The sequence below is a fragment of the Lacticaseibacillus songhuajiangensis genome (assembly GCF_003946025.1).
GTDB lineage: Bacteria > Bacillota > Bacilli > Lactobacillales > Lactobacillaceae > Lacticaseibacillus > Lacticaseibacillus songhuajiangensis.
Map to the genome: position 1 here is coordinate 15754 of NZ_RHNR01000034.1, position 18350 is coordinate 34103.

General features: G+C 52.5%; 15 protein-coding genes. 4 read left to right on the forward strand and 11 right to left on the reverse strand.

The window, feature by feature from the left end; all coding sequences use genetic code 11:
* Positions 1-10 precede the first annotated feature (10 nt).
* From EKM97_RS08700 to EKM97_RS12060, 4 genes are all read right to left on the reverse strand, one after another.
* Entirely contained in the window at positions 11-916 is a 906-nt protein-coding gene (locus EKM97_RS08700) for an ABC transporter ATP-binding protein (protein ID WP_125572015.1), read from the reverse strand.
* Positions 917-1583: 667 nt separating this feature from the next.
* Positions 1584-2114: a GNAT family N-acetyltransferase gene (locus tag EKM97_RS08705; RefSeq protein ID WP_125572016.1), complete on the reverse strand. Its 531-nt coding sequence runs from the start codon at positions 2112-2114 to the stop codon at positions 1584-1586.
* A 42-nt stretch (positions 2115-2156) separates the two neighbouring features.
* Positions 2157-2567 carry an arsenate reductase (thioredoxin) gene (gene arsC, locus EKM97_RS08710; RefSeq protein WP_125572017.1) on the reverse strand — a complete coding sequence of 137 codons (411 nt, stop codon included), beginning with the start codon at positions 2565-2567 and terminating at the stop codon, positions 2157-2159.
* Positions 2568-2597: 30 nt separating this feature from the next.
* Positions 2598-3623 (reverse strand): GNAT family N-acetyltransferase, encoded by a 1026-nt coding sequence (locus EKM97_RS12060; protein WP_225419254.1) that lies wholly within the window; start codon positions 3621-3623, stop codon positions 2598-2600.
* Between the two features lie 94 nt (positions 3624-3717).
* On the opposite strand from EKM97_RS12060, the gene EKM97_RS08725 reads away from it, so the two are divergent.
* Positions 3718-4626, forward strand: a complete 909-nt coding sequence (locus tag EKM97_RS08725; protein WP_125572018.1) for an SDR family oxidoreductase — start codon at positions 3718-3720, stop codon at positions 4624-4626.
* 149 nt (positions 4627-4775) lie between these two features.
* Positions 4776-5966, forward strand: coding sequence for an MFS transporter (locus EKM97_RS08730; RefSeq protein ID WP_125572019.1), 1191 nt, complete (start codon positions 4776-4778; stop codon positions 5964-5966).
* 227 nt (positions 5967-6193) lie between these two features.
* Here EKM97_RS08730 and EKM97_RS08735 read toward each other — a convergent pair whose 3' ends face one another.
* The 6 genes from EKM97_RS08735 to EKM97_RS08760 all read right to left on the reverse strand — a co-directional run bounded on the left by EKM97_RS08735 (position 6194) and on the right by EKM97_RS08760 (position 14956).
* Positions 6194-8137: a S9 family peptidase gene (locus EKM97_RS08735; RefSeq protein ID WP_125572020.1), complete on the reverse strand. Its 1944-nt coding sequence runs from the start codon at positions 8135-8137 to the stop codon at positions 6194-6196.
* A gap of 14 nt (positions 8138-8151) precedes the next feature.
* Positions 8152-9780 carry a peptide ABC transporter substrate-binding protein gene (locus tag EKM97_RS08740; protein ID WP_125572021.1) on the reverse strand — a complete coding sequence of 543 codons (1629 nt, stop codon included), beginning with the start codon at positions 9778-9780 and terminating at the stop codon, positions 8152-8154.
* Between the two features lie 1234 nt (positions 9781-11014).
* Positions 11015-12145: a GGDEF domain-containing protein gene (locus EKM97_RS08745; RefSeq protein ID WP_125572022.1), complete on the reverse strand. Its 1131-nt coding sequence runs from the start codon at positions 12143-12145 to the stop codon at positions 11015-11017.
* A 289-nt stretch (positions 12146-12434) separates the two neighbouring features.
* Positions 12435-13709, reverse strand: a complete 1275-nt coding sequence (locus tag EKM97_RS08750) for an FAD-binding oxidoreductase (protein WP_191985993.1) — start codon at positions 13707-13709, stop codon at positions 12435-12437.
* The gene (locus EKM97_RS08755; protein ID WP_125572023.1) at positions 13702-14445 is read right to left on the reverse strand and encodes an FAD:protein FMN transferase; all 744 of its coding nucleotides are present in this window, start codon (positions 14443-14445) and stop codon (positions 13702-13704) included. Before EKM97_RS08755 ends, EKM97_RS08750 begins: the two co-directional genes overlap by 8 nt.
* Entirely contained in the window at positions 14426-14956 is a 531-nt protein-coding gene (locus tag EKM97_RS08760; RefSeq protein ID WP_125572024.1) for an FMN-binding protein, read from the reverse strand. The genes EKM97_RS08755 and EKM97_RS08760 overlap by 20 nt, the downstream gene beginning before the upstream one ends.
* Positions 14957-15259: 303 nt before the next feature.
* On the opposite strand from EKM97_RS08760, the gene EKM97_RS11975 reads away from it, so the two are divergent.
* Together EKM97_RS11975 and EKM97_RS08765 are read left to right on the forward strand one after the other, a co-directional pair.
* Positions 15260-15895, forward strand: coding sequence for a DNA glycosylase AlkZ-like family protein (locus tag EKM97_RS11975; RefSeq protein ID WP_164507497.1), 636 nt, complete (start codon positions 15260-15262; stop codon positions 15893-15895).
* Positions 15828-16307, forward strand: a complete 480-nt coding sequence (locus tag EKM97_RS08765; protein WP_263853721.1) for a winged helix DNA-binding domain-containing protein — start codon at positions 15828-15830, stop codon at positions 16305-16307. The genes EKM97_RS11975 and EKM97_RS08765 overlap by 68 nt, the downstream gene beginning before the upstream one ends.
* 82 nt (positions 16308-16389) lie before the next feature.
* On the opposite strand, the gene EKM97_RS08770 is transcribed toward EKM97_RS08765, so the two are convergent.
* Positions 16390-18350: beta-glucoside-specific PTS transporter subunit IIABC (locus EKM97_RS08770; protein ID WP_225419256.1), on the reverse strand; the 1961-nt coding region annotated here is incomplete at its 5' end.

Consider the following 18350-nt stretch of genomic DNA (forward strand, 5'->3'; position numbering starts at 1 on the left):
CATTCCTCCATTAGATTGTCTTGAAGACCTTGTCCGTGCGGTAGAAGTTCATGAAGTAAGATTCGAGGTCGAATTTGTCTTCAACTAGCTTCGTGATATGGCGATTCTTGAGCTCGTTGGCGAAGAAGTTGCCGACCTCCGCCGCTTTGACCTTAATTTTCAAGGCATCCTTGACCTTCTTGCCGCCGAGTTCGTTAGCCGCCAGGTCGCGGTCGTGTCCCGTGGCAAAGAACAACTCGTAAGTCTTCACGTCTTTGTTCTGAAGCTTGTTGGCATCGACTTGCGACACAATCTTGCCGTCTTTGATGATGGCGATGCGATCACAGGTTGCTTCGACTTCTGGAAAAATGTGGCTGGAAAGCAAGATGGTCTTGCCACGCCGCTTCTCGGACACCATGAACTGAATGAATTGTGCCTGCATCGCCGGGTCAAGCCCGCTGGTCGGTTCGTCGAGAATGAGGATCTCCGGATCGGCCAGAAAGGCGGTGACCACGGCGAGTTTACGCTTGGTACCGAGGCTCATGCGCTTGGTATTGCCGCTAGGATCGAGGTCAAACATCTCAAGCAACTGGTTCAAGTACGTATCATCTTTGACGCCGCGCATTTGTTGCATGGTGCGAATGAATTGCCAGCCGCTGACGTTCTCTGGCAACGCAATCTCCCCTGGCAAGTAACCGATGTGCTTCATCACTTGGTTATACTGGGTGGTGGCGTCCAGGCCAAGCACGCTGACAGAACCGGAACCCGGCTTGGTGAAACCAGTGATATGGCGAATGGTCGTGGTCTTGCCGGCACCGTTAGGACCGAGGAACCCGAAGACTTCACCGGGGTGAATCTCGAAACTGACGTCGAAGATACCGCGGCCGTGGCCAAAATCCTTCGTGAGATGATCGACTTTCAATGCTGCGTGTGTCATGTTTGCCTCCTGCAATTAACTGATGAACCTAGCTTACTGTGAATCATACGTGCTGCCATCGTCTAAACGGGCAGACCTTTATTGCCCGTTTGGGCAGCCTACAGAATTTTGCAATTATTTGTTGCGAATGAACCAACCGAGTACAGACCCCATCACTGTCAAAATTCCGGCGATAGTCACGTATTTCATTGGTACTTTCTTCTTGGCGTTTCCCATGTTTGTTCTCCTTTTGCTGACTTGATGAATACAGCATATCGAGAACTGTTCGCCTTGCCATCGTCTAAAAGGGCAGATTTTTGTTGCCCATTCGGGCAGTTTTGCGCATAAAAAAAGCGCCGAGCTTTTACGCTCTGCGGATGTTAAATCACTTCTTAACCTGTCGTTCTAGAAAATATTTACGCAAATTTGCCTTTGTCGGTTGCACTTTTCCGTGTAAATAATTAGTTTGTGGTCATTTGCAGTGCACCGGACATCATCACTGTTTTATATGTATATATACATCATCATGCTATATACGTTCTTCTGCAGTACCGCTTGCTCGACTCCCAGTAAAGCTTGCAGAAACGAGTAATTTTCACAACTCAATTGCATGATTAATCAACTATCCGACAGCATAAAAAAAACCGACATATTAACACCTGTCGACATAAACATTCCACATAATCCCTCAAATACCAAACGCCGGCTGATACTGCACGACGCCCCGCACGTCAGTTAACGCTCCAGGGCGTAATTGCTTCAGCATGTAGTAGGCGTCCGGCACCTCAAAACTCGCATGCACATCAAATTGGCTTGCCGGCACGTAACCGAAGCGGCCATAGTATGCCGGATCACCGAGAATGCTGATTGCACGGTAACCCGCACGCGTGGCCGCAGCCGTCAAATAGTTCACGAGGGCACTACCGACACCCTGGCCCTGCTGCGATGGTGCAACTGCTAGCGGCGCTAAGGCCAAGGCTGAGGTGTGCTTGTCGCCGTCAACAATTGCAATCTGGGACAACATCGCGTGGCCAATGATGGTGCCCCGCTCGTCTTTAGCCACGACATCAAATTGTGGCAAGTAGTCTGGCTCGGCGCGCAGGCGGGCAATTAACTGGTACTCATCACCATCGGTGTGCGCGGACTCGGCAAACGCCCGGCGCACCAGCTCTTGGGTCTGTGTATACTCACTTGCTTTAACCGGCATGATGTTCATCATCGTTTCTCCTTTAGCGACTTGTTTCACGTGAAACGAGTCGACCTACTTCGCGCCGCGTAATGCCTGTACGCGCTGCTGGATGTCATCACGCACCTGCCGGAATGCGCCGCGGATTTCGTTCGGTGTACCGGTCGCAGCCGCTGGATCTGGCAACGGCCAGTGCAGTCGCTGCACATTTGGCGGTGCTACTGGGCACTTGTCGCGGGCATCACCGCAGAGCGTCACCACGAGGTCAGACGACTGCAGGTAGTCATTATCGATTAACTTGGAATACTGCTCACTAATATCGATACCGACCTCTGCCATTACCGCCACTGCCTGCGGGTTCAACCCGTGGGTCTCGACACCGGCACTGGCAACGCGCCACTCGGGGCCCAGTAGCTGTTTGGCAAAGCCTTCCGCCATTTGGCTGCGACAAGAATTACCGGTACATAGAAAGTAAATTTGTGGCATCGTGATTCTCCTTTTGCTGAACACCAATTGCTACGCGTGCCAACTCATCTCGTATTCAACCTGCTTTGTATCTGAATCCACGGCCTGCGCCGTCACGGTAAAGCCCAACCGCTCATAGAAACGCACGGCCCCTGTGTTGCGTTCATACACACTTAAGCGCAACTGCGGGTGTTGATCTTGCAACGCCCGCATGATGGCACCGCCGAGTCCCTGACCGCGATAATCACGAGCAACGAATAATCCCGCTACGTAGTCATCCTGCACCCCAGCAAACCCAGCAATCGTGCCACTGACAGTGGCCACAGTCAGCTCTGCCCCTGGCAATTCCGCGCGCACAGCCGGTTCCGCCTGCCGCCAGTATTCCGGTGCGACAAAGTCATGGGCTTCCAAGTTGCCATTCAACCAGATGTCCATCAGCCGGTCGAGCACATCATCGGCAACGCCATCAAGCGTGGTCACCTGCATTGGCGGCGCCTGCACGCGCATCGCATCCCAAATAAAAGCGTAAATTTGCTCAAATGTGTACGCATCCGCTGCGTATTGTCCACTTTGGATATTGCGTGTGTGCGTATGAATGACGCTGAACACGAGGGACATGTGCATGTTCACGGGTAACGGCTTAATCACCCCTGCAGTCATTGCCGCCTGCAGTAACTGCGTCACGATATTGCCCGCGTCATCATCACGCATGAAGGGATTGGCATCATACTGTTTGAGCAAGAACTTGATTTGCTGAATCAGCGTCAAACTGTCTGGGTGCGCCATGGCATAGGTGTACACTGCATGAATATAATCACGCAAGCGCAGCCGAATATCGATGCTCGCATCACTAATTCGTTCCAGTTGTCCCTTTGTCCGGATTGCCGCCAGTTCCCGCTGGTACACGCTCAGTAGCAGCTCTTTTTTGTTCTTAAAATACAGGTACACGTTCGACTGGGAAATCCCCACCTGCCGCGCGACCTTAACCGTTGACACTGCCGGCGCGCCTTCCGTGAGAATAATCTGCGCGGTGGCGTCCTGAATTTTGCTGATCTTGCTTTCGTCTCTTTTTCGCATATTTTTAGTTTAATCGCTTGATAAAAATATGTCTATCTTTTATACTAAGTGAAAATAAAAGATAGGTATAGTTTTTAATTAAAGGAGACGCTTCATGAAAATTGCAATGCTCGGTTCCGTCGGTAACATCAACTCCCTTGTCATCCCCCGCCTCGTCGCGGACGGCCACCAGGTCACCGTCATCAGTTCCAATGCCGCACGCGCAGATGCCATCCGGAAACTCGGCGCCACACCAGCCGTCGGTGACATGATGGACGCCGACTTTCTGACCACAACCTTCACCGGCCAGGACACCGTCTACCTGATGATTTCCGGATCCAGTGACGACTTGTTCGCAAGTGCACAAAAGCTCGCCACGATTTTTGCAAATGCAGTCACAGCTGCCGATGTTCACCACGTCGTCAACCTCTCAAGCATTGGTGCTCAGGACAAGCGTGCCGGTTCGCTTTACGCCTACCACTTCATTGAAGACGCGCTGCGGCAGGTGGACGCCGACGTTGCGTTCGTACGGCCGGTTGGTTTCTACAACAACCTGTTCGCTAACATGACCAGTATTCGCCAGAACCACGCACTCTACAGCAACATCCCCGCTGCGACAACGCGCAAGTATGTCTCCCCCGCCGATATTGCCGATGTCGTTTACGGTGTGCTCAGCGCCACCCCCGCGGGTAAATCCATCCGCTACGTGGTCAGCGACACGTTCACGGGCAGCGAACTGGCCGCCGCATTGAGTGCAGCGCTCGGCTTTACTGTCGATTATGTTGCCATCAGTGATGAACAATATGCCGCAGGGTTGCGGCAGGCCGGCGTCCCGGAAGGCATCGTGGTGCCGTTCGTGCAGAGTTCGCTGCTGCAAAAGCAGCCTGAGGAGATGTACGCCGACCTAGTCAACCAGCCCGTCCACACGGGCAAGCTTAAGTTGACCGATTTCGCTGCCACTTTTGCCGCCGCTTACAACAAAGATGACGGCACCGCGCGGGCACACACCGTCGCAAGCAAGTAAGCCGCCAACAATATCCGGCCAAAGCAGGTCCACCGTCTACAAAATACCGCCGGTGGACCCTTTTTTGCTTGCCAATATTTCCCCGGGAAATCGCTTTATTGTGCTACCATTAAAGGGTTAACTATTTCTGAATTGTGGAGGAAAAGCCCATGCCCAAAATGCGTCGCACATTCCTAATTGCCCTCGGCATCCTGCTGATTGGCGCAAACCTGCGAATTCCGATTTCAATGATTCCGCCAATGCTACCAGAACTGAAGGCAGCAATTGGTTTGCAACCGGCGCTTGCGGGTCTGCTGACCACAATTCCACTGATTATGTTCGCCCTCGCCTCCCCAATCATGGGCCACCTAGGCGGTAAACACAGCAATGAACGGGTGCTACTCGTTGCCCTCCTGATTCTTAGTGTCGGCAGCTACCTGCGCGTACTCCCCAGCGTCGGCGCCCTAATTGGCGGCACCATCCTGGTCGGCATCGGTATCGCGGGCGGCAACGTCCTGCTGCCAGCCATCATCAAAGATCAGTTTCCAAATAGTGTAGCGGCCAAAACCACGATGTACACCAGCGCCCAAATGCTACTGGCGGCTTTCGGGACGGGGACCGCTGGTATTTTGGCCAAGCAGGCGGGCCCGTTTAGCGCCATGGGCATCTTCTCGCTGATCGGCATCGCGGGACTGCTGGTCTGGCTATTCGCCATGCCGGGCATGCGGCAAAAGCTAACCAAAACTACCCACACTGAAACCGCGACGAGCGGCCCCACCCGCTCCGTTTGGAAATCGCCGTTAGCGTGGGTCATCATGATCTTCTTCGGCATGCAGTCCATCCTTTACTACACACTGATGACCTGGTTGCCCTCATTGTGGCAAGCAGCCGGCTTTAGCGTGACCGCCGCTGGTTCACTCACCACTGTCTTCATGCTCGGCGGCTTGCCCGCATCACTACTGGTGCCGAGCATCGCCGAGCGGCGCCACGGTTTGTCCATTCTGAACGCCGCAGTGTTCGGCGGCTTCTTCATCGGTGCGGCTAGCCTGCTGCTGGGCAACACGAACTATGCCTTCAACTTCGTGATGTCGCTGCTCATGGGGCTGGCATCTGGCGCGTCCTTCAGCCTGGCCGTGGTCTTTTTCCAGAAGCGTACCGACCACGCTGCCGACACGGCGCGGTTATCCGGTATGGCACAGGCCGGCGGTTACGTCCTCGCCGCCATCGGCCCGGTGGGCATCGGCATTGTCGAGCAGGCAACCCACTCCTGGACGCTGCTCATCTACCTGACGCTACTGATTACGCTGCTCATCGGCATTGCCGGCGTGCTAGTCATCCGCAAGCGCAGCATCTTTGATTAGACAAACAAAAACGGAGGCTGCGACAAAAGCTTCTTAGCACACGAACGTTACATCGTGGTCGCGTGCCAAAAAGCAGCCAATCGTACTTTGCGCTTTAGCGCTTAGTACGATGGACACCGAAGGGCTCCCTAACATACAAACAGGTGCCGGCCAGAATCCTTAATTCGGGATTCCGACCGGCACCTGCTTGTATATCGGGAGCTAACCGCCTTTTGGCACAGCCCTTACTATTGATGCTGGTCAAACCAATCCGTCACCGCGGTCAAGCGCGCAATGCGCAGGTGCGGCAAACCGATGCGCGACAAGCTGTGGTTGCTCAGCGGGAAGCGCAGAAATTCAGTCTCCACGCCATGCAACTTCAAACTGGTAAACCACTGCTCCGCCTGGTCAATCGGCGTGCGGTAGTCATTTTCGCCGTGCAGAATGAGAATTGGCGTCTGCACCTTGTCGACATAAGCGAGTGGACTGAAGCGCCACAACGTTTCCTGATCGGCAACATCACCGCGGAACTGATTTTGCAGCTGCAGCGGCACGAAGGTGAAGCCGATGTCGCTGGCACCGAAGATGCTAGTCCAGTTGCAGATGGAGCGGCAGGTCGCGATAGCCGTAAAACGCTGCGTGTGCCCGGCAATCCAGTTGCTCATGAAACCGCCGTAAGAACCGCCGGTGCAGTATAGCCGCTGCTGATCAATCTGCGGTTCTTGCGCCAGTACATAGTCCAGCGCACCCAGAATGTCCTCGTAGTCACCTTTGCCGTAGTCGCCAATCACCGCCGTTTCAAAGGCGTTGCCGTAACCGGTGCTGCCCCGCGGGTTCGAAATCACAACGCCGTAACCCTGCGCCGCCTGGTACTGCAACTCGTGGTGGAAAGTCTCACCATAAGAAGCATATGGTCCCCCGTGGATGTTAAGCAGTGCCGGATGCTTCTGCCCGGCTGGGATACCAGTCGGTGCGTAGTACCAGCCATGAATGGTAAACCCATCACGCTCGAAACTAAACGCTTTAGGTTCACTAATAAGATGTGTGGCCTCATATTCAGCATTCGGGTTGTACAACTCGGTCTGCTGGCCACTAGCAAAATCCAGGTAGAACAAGCGACTGGCCTGCGTGGTCGTGCTCAAAGTAACATACACGCCACTACCATCACCCGTTATGGCAAAATCCGTGACGTGATATTTCCCGGAAAATAATGGCGTCAGCGCTGCCCCTTTGTACAGCCCAATGGTCCCAGCGACCAAGGCGCTAGTGACATAATCCCCGTCTGGCAAGAACGCCGCGTCTTGGCCGCTGACATTCTGCTGCACGTCACTACTGAGCGGCGAACCAATCGCAATGTCCGCGTCGTCCTGCGCTAACTGGAACTGGCCACTACTTAGGTCATAACTGAACAGGTTCACCCGCATGTCATCTGGGGCAGTCGTTGGCTGACCGACCAGCAGCAAGCGCCGGCCATCGGGACTGAAACTCAGGGCGTGCAGATCGCCGCGCGACAAGCCCGTAGTGATTTCTGTACGCTCACCCGTATTCGCGTTCAGTAAGAAGTTCGTCTTAGCGTAATTAGTCGGATCGTCTGGATGCGCTAGCGTGTGCAGTGCCAGCAGCGGCGCGTGCGGCGCCACAGCATCCAAGGTGAAACGTTCATTTTGCTTCAGCAGCTCAATTGGCGCGCCTCCTGCGAGTGCTTGGCGCAAAACCACCGTCTCTTCGCCCAGCGGAAAGGCGCCTTCGGCATTGGAGCGGTAATCCACCCGCGTGTAACGCTGCGGCTGCGGCAACTTTGGCGCTGCCGGCACGCGCGCCTCTTGGTAAAAGATACTCAGGCCGTCGCCGGCCCAGAAGAAGCGCTGCACGCCCGCAGCGCTGGCCGTTGCAGCCGTAGCCGCACCGCCGGCTGTCGGCTGCAAGTACACCTGCTTAATGCCCGCCGCATCTGGTGCCACGAAGGCGAGCGTCTGCTGATTAGGTGCCAGCGCTGGCTGACTATCGTGCGTGCCCTGAGTGCCGAACTGCGTCGTTTGCTGCGTTTGACGATTGAAGCGCACAATTCGGCTACGGTATTCACCACTTGCTTCGTCAATCCAGTTTTCGTTAAAGAACACCTGCTGCGCGGCTGCCACGGGGCGGCTCAACGTTTTAATGGCATAAATATCTTCTGCTGCTACCTTTTGCATTTTTTACCTCCGCATTACTTGGCGATGTATGTCGTCTTCCAGTCGTATGGCACACCTGATGGGTTGTAGTTGATGCCCTTAACCTTGGACTTCAGCAGCTGCAGGTTGTTGGATTGGTAAAGTGGAATCGTGGCCTGCTCCTTGAGCAGCAGCTTTTCGGCTTTCACCAGGGTGTCCCAACGCTTGGTGGCGTTGTTACCATACTTGTTTTCCGCATCATCAAGCAGCTGGTCGAACTCGGCGTTGTGCCACTTGCTGCTGTTGTAACTGGAATCACTCTCCCAGATGTCCAGGAAGTTAATCGGGTCACCGAAGACGGACTGCCAGCCGGCAATCGCCAAGTCGTAGTCACCGGCAGATTTGAGCTGCAGGTACTGGGCACTTGGAATGGACTTCAGGGTCACCTTAACGTTTGGCAGCTTTTCAAATTGGCTCTGCAGGTATTCACCCACACTCTTGGTCGTTTCAATATCGTTGGTCAGCAGCGTCAGGTTTAAACTCTTGGTGCCAGTTGCGGCAAAACCTTTTGCGAGCAGCTTCTTGGCCTTGGCCACGTCGTAAGCAACACCAGAGGCCACCTTGCTGGTCTTAGCAAAATCCTGCCCGTCAGGACCAGTTGCCAGCCCAATTGGTGTGAAGCCAATCGCACCGCGCGAGCCATCCTGCAGCACGTTGCTGGCAATCTGCTTGCGGTTTACCACCAAGGAGAATGCCCGACGCACATCAGCATTCTTAAATGCCGGGTTCTTGGATTCGTTCAGGTCAACCCGCGTCAGGTTAGAGCTCAAACGGTCCACCCGGCTGCTGCTCTTGGCCTGCGCCACGGCTGTCTGTCCAGACAACACGGCTTCGTCGACCTTGCCAGTGTCAAAGAGGTTCAGCGCGGTGTTGGCATCCTTGACCACCTGCTCCTTGATGACGCTCATCTTCACCTTCTTTTTGTCCCAGTAACGATTGTTTTTCACAAGCTGCCAGGAGTCGCTCGAACCACTCCACTTGGCGAGCTTGTACGGGCCACTATAAATCTGCGCGGATGAGTTGGTCCCGAACTTTTTGCCGTACTTTTCCACTGCCTTCTTGTTCTGCGGGAAGAAGAGCGGCCATGCCAGCAGCTTCTTGAAGTAAGAAACGGGCTTGGTCAGCTTGATGGTGAGGTGCTTGCTGTCTTGTGCAGTAATTCCCAATGCGGAGAGTGGTTTTTTGCCAGTGTTGATCGCCTCAGCATTTTCCACCTGGTAGAGGTAAAAGGCATCCTGAGACTTGGTCTTCGGATCCACCACCCGTTGCCAGCCATAAACAAAATCCTGCGCGGTAATTGGGTCGCCATTGCTCCACTTGGCGTTGCGCAGCGTCACCTTGTAGGTTTTACCGTCGGCACTCACCTTCACGCTCTTGGCCAAGGCTAGGTTGGTCTTTTGCCCCTTATCGGAAGCCCGGTAGAGACCTTCCTGTGTGTTGAGCAGGACGTTAAAACTCAAGGTATCTGTCGCCTGCGCAGGGTCATTGGTTGGCAACTGACCATTTTCGGTCCAGCGCAAGACCTGCTTGGGTGTCGCGCTACTGCTCTTCTTGGCGCCACAAGCGCCCAAGGTCAATGCAATCGCAAGGGCCGCTGCCCCAGTAATCAAAATGTTCTTCTTCATCGTCCGTTCCTCCCGGAATTTTAGCTTCTAGCGAACATATCGGGCATCATGCGGGGAAACAAAAAGCGGCCGACAATCATCACTATCGATGATTGCCGGCCGCTTCCGCGTTTACCACTGGCACTTCGTATCCAGATCACCCTGGATACCTTTGAGGCTGCTAACACAGCCTGGTGCTGTATGGGGCACCTCCCCGTTTCTGCTCCGAGACCATATTCGGCTGTCCTCCCGTTCCCACTCGCACCAATACGTGGGCTCTCTTCACCGGGCATCTGGCTTACTCATCTCATCATTGCCGTCCTGTTCGTATGCCAGTGATTATTACATCAGTTTTTAATATTGTCAAATCTAATTTGCATTTTTCTTTAAGAAATCATCCACACTGTCCGTCAGCGTGAGTCTTTTAGCGACGAAGTCGTTTCTGGCTTCTGCAGTGTTTTCACGCCGCTAGGCGGGTAATCGGCAATTCCGGTGTGAGTGCGCTTGGGCTGCGCTCCGGAGAACTACGTCGGGCGGGACCGCTCCAGGCGGCTTCGCCGTCTTCCGCTGGCAGATTTGCCGCAAACCCAGCGTCAAATCCGCGCTCCTAAGATAATCTGCGGTGTACACCCGGCAAGACCCACGCCGGGCATACACTGCAGATTATCTTGTCGCCCGACTCCGTTCCCTGCGCTCCGCCCAAGCACATTCACACCTCCGTGGCCGACACACACGTTACTAAGTGGGAAATACCGCACTAATACTCGGCTACACATCGTTCGTGACTAGGAGATGACTGTCTCCTGTACTTAGAGAGGCTGCGGCAACAGCATTCACCATGTTCGAGAAGGCAGATGAACTCTTCACTCTGTAACTTTTCCCGATTACATGTCCATTCCCGCTAGCGTAGCCTGAAACTTTCACAACTACCATGTTGTTGCAGCACTTAGGGACTGGGGCGACTTGGTGGAGTGAACGTAGGTAGGTGGCGCGCAAAGAACATGAACAGCCCATACAACCGGCGTAAGCCGCATTGTATGGGCTGTTCATGTTCGGGGTAAAGCTTTTTGCCAGGGGCTTCGGCAAAAAGTTTAGCGGTAGCCGAGCTTGCTCGGCGTGAGCGACCCCGCGCCACCTACCTGCGGGCACGTAACCAAGCCGCCCCAGTCCCGATCTTCGGTCTAACCACTATTTTTCAAATCGAGCATCCTTGCGGATGAAAGTTTCCCGACTTACGCTGACGGACAGCGACAGACTACGCAACGGCCACAAAATCCACCGTCAGGCGGTCGCGACCTTCGCGCTTAGACGTGTAAAGTGCCTGGTCAGCGCGCTTGAACGTGGTCGTTGCGTCGCGGTCTTTAACAATGGCCTGTGTCAAACCAAAGGAAGCTGTCATCGTCCGCTTACCAGCATCAGTACTGATAACCTGCGTCCGCACAACATCTTGGCACTGCTTAGCCACAACCTGAGCCATGTCAGCATCAGTGTGGGGCAGAATAATCGCAAACTCCTCGCCACCAGTGCGGTACAGGTGGTAATCGTGATCAATACTCTGCAGCAAACGTTCAATACTGGAGGCAGTCGTCGTCAATGCCTGGTTTCCTGCCAGGTGCCCAAAGGTATCGTTAATGCCCTTAAAATTGTCGAGATCCATGGTCAGAATCGCCAGTGGCCAGTCCTTTTTCACGTTGGCATACGCGCTGTTAAAGTCATTTTGGAACATTGACCAGTTGCGCACCCCGGTTAAGGCATCGAACTGCACTTCGTGGGTCAGGCGCTTCACAATCTGCTGGTCAGCACGCTGCGTCCGGCTGTTGAGGAACAGCATAGTAAACGCGGCGATGAAACCCACGAAATTCGCGACCATGGTACTGTTTGATGGTCGGTAGCCCACGTACATTGCGAGCCAAAAGAGTGTATCAATCGCAATCGGTGGCAATGCGAAGAGAACTGGATTATCCGGAGACCAGTTGCGACTATAGTGCGATTCCAGAAAAATGGCCAGCCCAGAACCAAGAAACAGCGCCCAGGTCACTGGATTCAGGCCACCCGTGTCGGCAATCGACAAAATCCCGAATATTTTGATAATCAAGAACGACCAAGTGCTCTCGAGCATCAGATCGGTGTAAATCATAAAAATCAGCTGAATATTAATCATCAGCCAGTACATATCTGAATGCGACATGCTGGCATTAATCATCCGCATCACCAGCATCAATGCACTGATGACGAACACCATTGGCAGTTCGCGCCGGAAAACGCCGAGCTGCCGGGTCTTGCTTGCGTACCGTCTTCCTAAATTCTCGAGCATGTTAAACAGTGCCGCAAATCCCAGTGCGGCAAACACCGTCCAAAATGTCGTGGTAACTGTATTGACTAGCATCTCGTTCCCCCATTAGCGTGGTGCACACGTGTTATTGTTGTCGGCAACTGCAAAATTCACGTTCCGGCAGCGCTGCTTCTCCCCAAGAAACAGTAATTATAAACGTACACCCTATATTCATAACCCCATTTTGACCTTTATATTGTAAGTCTTCAATAGTTTGAACAGTAATTTCATAAATTGATTGAGATACAAGTGTTATTTGTTCGTCCTTGCACAGTATTTCCCAGGAAATTTGTCTGCCGCACAAAAAATCACCGCCTGTTTGCGGCGGTGATTGCGTTTCTGATTACCAGCTAAATTCCTCATAATACATCTGCGCGTCAGTAACACCTGCTTGCCGGAGCGCGCGTTGCCAGGCTCGTCCCAGCGTACTTGGCCCCGACAAAAGATAAATGGTATCCGCATCTGCTTCAGTCGCGGCCACTTGCGTTACGTCAAAACGGCCCGCCTGGGCGTGCACTTCCAGCTGCGGATGCTGCGCCGCCAACTCTTTGAGTTCTGGCAGGTAGATCAAGTCTTGCTGCCGGTGTGCGGCGTAGTACATGGTTACGGGCCGGTCGTCATAGGCTTGGGCGAGTGCTACCATTGGCACCATTCCTGAACCACCCGCAATCAGTACCAGGCGCGCGTCTGGGTGTTCCTGCACCAGCGGCGCAAAACGGCCGTAGCCGCTGGTTAGCCCGACGCGCGCGCCAACGTCGAGTTGCTGAATGGCCCGCGTGAAGTCCCCATCACCACGAATTGCCAGCACCACTTCGCCCGCCCTCACTTGGTTCACAACAGAGAAAGGATGCAGTTCCTTTAGTCCGGCAATATCTGGGAACTTGATGAAAATATAGTCACCAGGCGCGATATTGTTGCGGTAACGGCGCGGCAAGCGCACCGTGAATTCGTAGAAGTTTGGCGCAAGCTCGCGTTTGGCGATGAGTTTGCCGCTTGGTACCTGCCAATTCTGCCATTTTGCCCAAAGGTAAATGGCCGCAACCACAGCGGTATAGCCATCAAAGAACCACATAAAGGGGTGAATCGCGGTGATGTAGCTAATCAGTTGCACGTGAATGAATACCAGCGCCACCGCAAGTAGATTCAAGCGGTGCAACCACACTGACAACTCGTGCTTGAACAGCTTCTCTAACCAGCGTTTGAGCGCTGCGAGTGGTGGCACGCGACTGGTCAACCAGCCGGCCATGAACACCAGGCTGTAAACCATCAGGAACAAGAACAAGTCAAATGCCCAGTCACCGGTCGTTTTAATCCACCCGGCTGAACTCGTGCCGCTTTTGTGCAGGTAAGCGAGCAAAATTGCCAGCAAGCTGAGCATCCCGTGCACCATGTAAATGCTCGGCAAACCAATCAGACGGTCCAACCAGTGCGGTCGCGTGGCGAGGTAAATTGATGTTAAAAACCACACGTAGGCGATTGACCCGACTTGGACGGCCAGTGCCTCGCTGGCGTATATACTGGGCAAGCCGGCGGCAAGCGTTTGAATGAGAGGCAGCGGGAGCACAAACAAGACAACTCCCCACACCAGCCCCATGGCGTATGGCCACCGTTTAAGCAACTGCCTCACCTCCAAGCGTAATGAGTCGCTGCTGCGCGTCCACTAATAGTGCCTGGCCGTGATACGCACGTGTGAATGCCACGCGGCCCATGGCAAGGGCAGCGGTCGCCCACACGTCAGCTTCGATTAGAGTCGACGCCAAAATCGTGGCTTGCACGAGCGAGTGCGTGGCGTCAGTAATTTTAATGTGGTCGCCGCGCTTCGAAAATCCTGAAGTCGCAACGGCCGCATTCTGCAATTCATAGCGGTAGAGCAGGCGCTGCGAGCTTTGCGGATCTTCGATACCCACGCCCCAGTGCCAGTCACTCCCCGCAGCCACACCCATCTGCATGTCGCCCGCACCGTTCAGCGCCACCGCCGTTGCGCCGCGTTGCAGTAGCGGCGTTAAGTAGCGGTTGTACGCTTCCTGAATTGACCACCCCTTGGTCACACCAGTTGGGTCCCAGACGCCGCGAAAATACGGATTAAACGCGCCGCCAGTTGCCGTTTGTGCACGTGCTGCTAACCCGTAGACGGTCTGGAACTCCGGCGTCCAATCAGTGAGTAACAATTCATCTCGCTGGAAACGAGAAACCAGGGAATCACTCTTAAACGGTGAAAAGTCGCGGTCCACTTGCTGCAAGAAAGCCTCAATCTGTTGCGTTGCAAGCTGAAATGCAGCGGTATCTGCGTCAATCGCAATGACAGTGAAGGGCATCCCCATTGCCTGAATCAATTTAGTTTGTTGTTGTGGCATCGCTGCTGCCCTCCTTTGCCTGGTTCAACGCATCCTGAAGTGATCCGGTGAAGCCTTTGTAAGTTTCACTTGCCCCAGAAACGAGCTGAATGTCTGCGCCCTGCGCGCTAATGGCCTCTTTTTTGTATACCGGCAGCGCCTGACTATTCACTTTCTGGTCGTGACCGTTATCATTTGGGTACTCCAGCACGTTCACCTTGGTCAACTTGCCACCACTGACCACGGCCTGCACCTGCACATCACCCCATTGGGTGCTGGTTGCAGCGCCGGTATAACTGCCATCCTTGAGGCTACTGGAACTACTCGACGCCGAGTTAGAACTGCTCGAGCTACTCGAACTGCTAGTACTACTCGTCGCACCAGTACTATCCGCACTGGCCGTCTGCTGAGTACCAGAAGTCGTACTCGTTTCCGTCTGTGCGTTTTTGTTTTTGAAAAATAACCAAAATCCATCTAAAATAATTGCAATCAAAACTATCAATGAGACAATAAAACCAGTGACTTTTTTCATATTGTCCACCTCCTATGATGTTGGCAATAGCATGTCAAAAACATATGTTTAATTTTGGCGATACTTGTGAATTAAATATGCTGAATTAGTTAATAAACGTTAACGTGGTATATCGGATTAACACCGTCGCCATAGTATCCAGCTTCATTTTATATTTGGCAATAAAAATCACAAAACAAGCCATTCGCATTAGTAATTCTTTACATTTTGGCACAATTACAAGCAGCCCCACTTTGCCGCGATTCAAAATTGGCGTCCTGAGTTGATGCACCGTGCACCGATTGGACAAGAAAGTGTGTGTTTATGATAACGATGACGTGCGCCGAATTATTCCGCACCCGGCTGCATCACCAAGGATTATTAACACCAACCGCACAGCTTACCGCTACTCTAAGCACGACCGTTGGTTTGCAGGCGCAGCAACTGCGGCAAGCCGAAAGCAGCATCGCCTTGCGCAGCCATGGCCTCCACTACTCCAATTTGCAAGCAACCTATGTGAGTGGCGCAATTGTCCGCAGTTGGGCACAGCGTTGGACTTATCAACTGTTCACCCACAGCGACTGGGCGCTAGCTATCGCCGCGCGCCGTGATGAACGGCTTCCTAATGCTTACTTTCTCAAGGAAAAAGGCCGCGTTCTAGCGCTGGCGAAAGTACTCACGGACGAATTACACCAGCACGCCAGTCTGAGTCGAGACGCGGTCGCGACCTTGCGTGCAGACAGCAGTGCCACGCCCGTCAGCAACAATCTGCGCTACGCCATTTTGCAAGTCGTTGCGGCACCACGGGCACTTTGCCTTCAACCCACTGACCGACAATCCGCAGCGTATGGCTGTGCCCGCCATGGCGACTACCGAGGCAATGCAAACACTAATGCGCCGTTTTGTCCGCGGCTTCGGGCCGGTTCAGCTCAAAGATTTCTGCAAGTGGGCTGGCATTAGCGTCACGCATGCCCGGTCCACTTGGGCAGCCTGCGTCCCAGATTGGCAACCCGTCAACTACGCTGATGAAACTTTATACGTTGCGGAAACAACGCCCATTCCCGCCGATGTACTGGCGCAACGCGTTATTTTGATTAGCGGCTTTGACGCTACGCTCACCGCATACGCGGACAAGAACTGGCTTGCCACTACACCAGACAAACTGTGGACACGCAATGGTATTCTCAACCCTTACGTCATTATTGATGGCCAGATTAGCGGCACTTGGTCGGCGCAACATAGCGCCAAACAAATCGACTTCCATTTCAAAATGTGGACCCCCGTAGATACACGCATGCGGACACAGATAGTGGCGGAGTGCGCGCGGGTTGCAGAATTTTACGAGAAGAATGTTGGTGTGCTTGACGCTTGATTTACGAAATAATTATATTTCACAAATATAAAAACACGATTTATCCCTTAATACATGGAATAAACCGTGTTTCATTAACTATTTAAACTGCCGCGACAGTTGCAACACTCTTAACCGAAAGTTCTAGTGCTGCGTCACCTACTTTTACGTTACCATACGAAGTTGGCAGTGCAGCTTCATAATCATTTGTGTTGGTTAAAATCATCATTACGGTTGTATCATAACCCGCTTGTTTAATGGCCTCTTGATCAAATTCAACTAGCAGGTCACCGGCATGAACCTTCATTCCTTGTTTAATGTGGGTTGTAAAATGTTCACCATTTAACTCGACCGTATTAATTCCAATATGAATAAGCAGTTCTGCACCGTCATCAGTAGCAATACCAATAGCGTGTCCAGTCGGATATGCCACACGAATAATACCGTCAGTTGGTGCGTACACCCTGCCATCGCTACTATTGAAAGCGACCCCTTCGCCGAGTGCCAACGTTGAAAAAGTTTCGTCTTTAACGCTAGTCAGTTCAAAACTAGTACCGTTTACAGGAGCCGCGATGACTTCAGAATTCTGAACAACAACCTGTTCAGGTACCTCCACTGGCTGTGCTTCATCCGAATACCCGAACAAGTATGTGAGTGACGCACTACCCACAAACGCAATCGCGCAGGCTATTAAGAACGCCACGAAACCTTTCCCAATAAACACAGGTAGACTGAGAATACCAACTGGTATTGCGGCCATTGCACCACTACCAGCGAATCCTGCGATACCACCAGCAATACCCCCCATCACACAAGCGATATAAAATGGTTTCTTGTATTTCAGATTAACACCATAAATTGCAGGTTCGGTAATACTGAATAACCCAGTAATAGCAGCAGATAGCGCGACTTGACGCACTTTGCGCTGTTTGGTTTTTAGAAATACCCCAAACGCAGCACCCGTTTGGGCAAAATTAGCCGGTCCAGTAACACCCACAATTGTGTCGCGTCCAAATTGAGTAATGTTTTGCGTAATTACTGGAACAAGTCCCCAATGAACACCAAAAACAATCAGAATTTCCCAAGCAAATCCAAAAACAACACCAGTTAGAATTGGACTTAATCCATAAATTGCCATGTATCCTTTTGCAACTAAGCTACCAACTGTCGACATCACCGGGCCGATAATCCAAAAGGCAATTGGAACTGTGACTGCAATATCAATTACAGGAGTTAAAATATTGCGTACATTCGCATTAATATGCTTGCATAGATGATCCACCTTAGACATTAGGTACACCGCAAAAATAATTGGTAATACTGATGACGTATATGTTGCACTTATTACTGGAATCCCCAAGAAATCGAGATTACCTTTACTGAAAGCCGCGATAATTGTTGGATACAGCATCGCACCCGCAACAACAATTCCTAGATACTCACTCGTTTTAAATTTCTTGGCAGAGGACATTGCGAGCAAAAACGGAAGAAAGTAGAAGGTCGCATCGGCCATAGCATACCAGATAACATACGTACCTGATTTTTCGCTTAACCCAAAAGTTGTTGCGAGCATCAACAGACCTTTTAGCATCCCAGCCCCGATAAGTGCAGGCAAAACGGGGGTGAAGATTCCGGAAATTAAATCAATTGCACGATTCAAAATATTCCCTTGTGGCGTCTCTTCTTCGTCCGTACTTAACGTTAAACCTAGCTTAGGCATAATTTCATCGTAAACGTCACCAACCTCATTACCAATAACAACTTGGTATTGGCCTCCGCTTTTAACGACCTGCACCACTGCATCCATTTGATTGAGATCGTCTTCATCGGCAACTGATTCGTCCTTCAACTTAAATCGCAGTCTGGTGGCACAATGGACCAAACTATTAACATTATCTTTGCCCCCAACATCCTTAAGAATGCGGGCACCAATTCGACCGTAATCCTTCTTTGCCATAATGAGTCTCCTTTTTAAGCGGAATAATTGCCCTGGTTTAAAATCGAAGTGCAACACCTGATAAAGCAGACCAATTTGCACAAAAAGGTCATGAAGACCTATTCTTG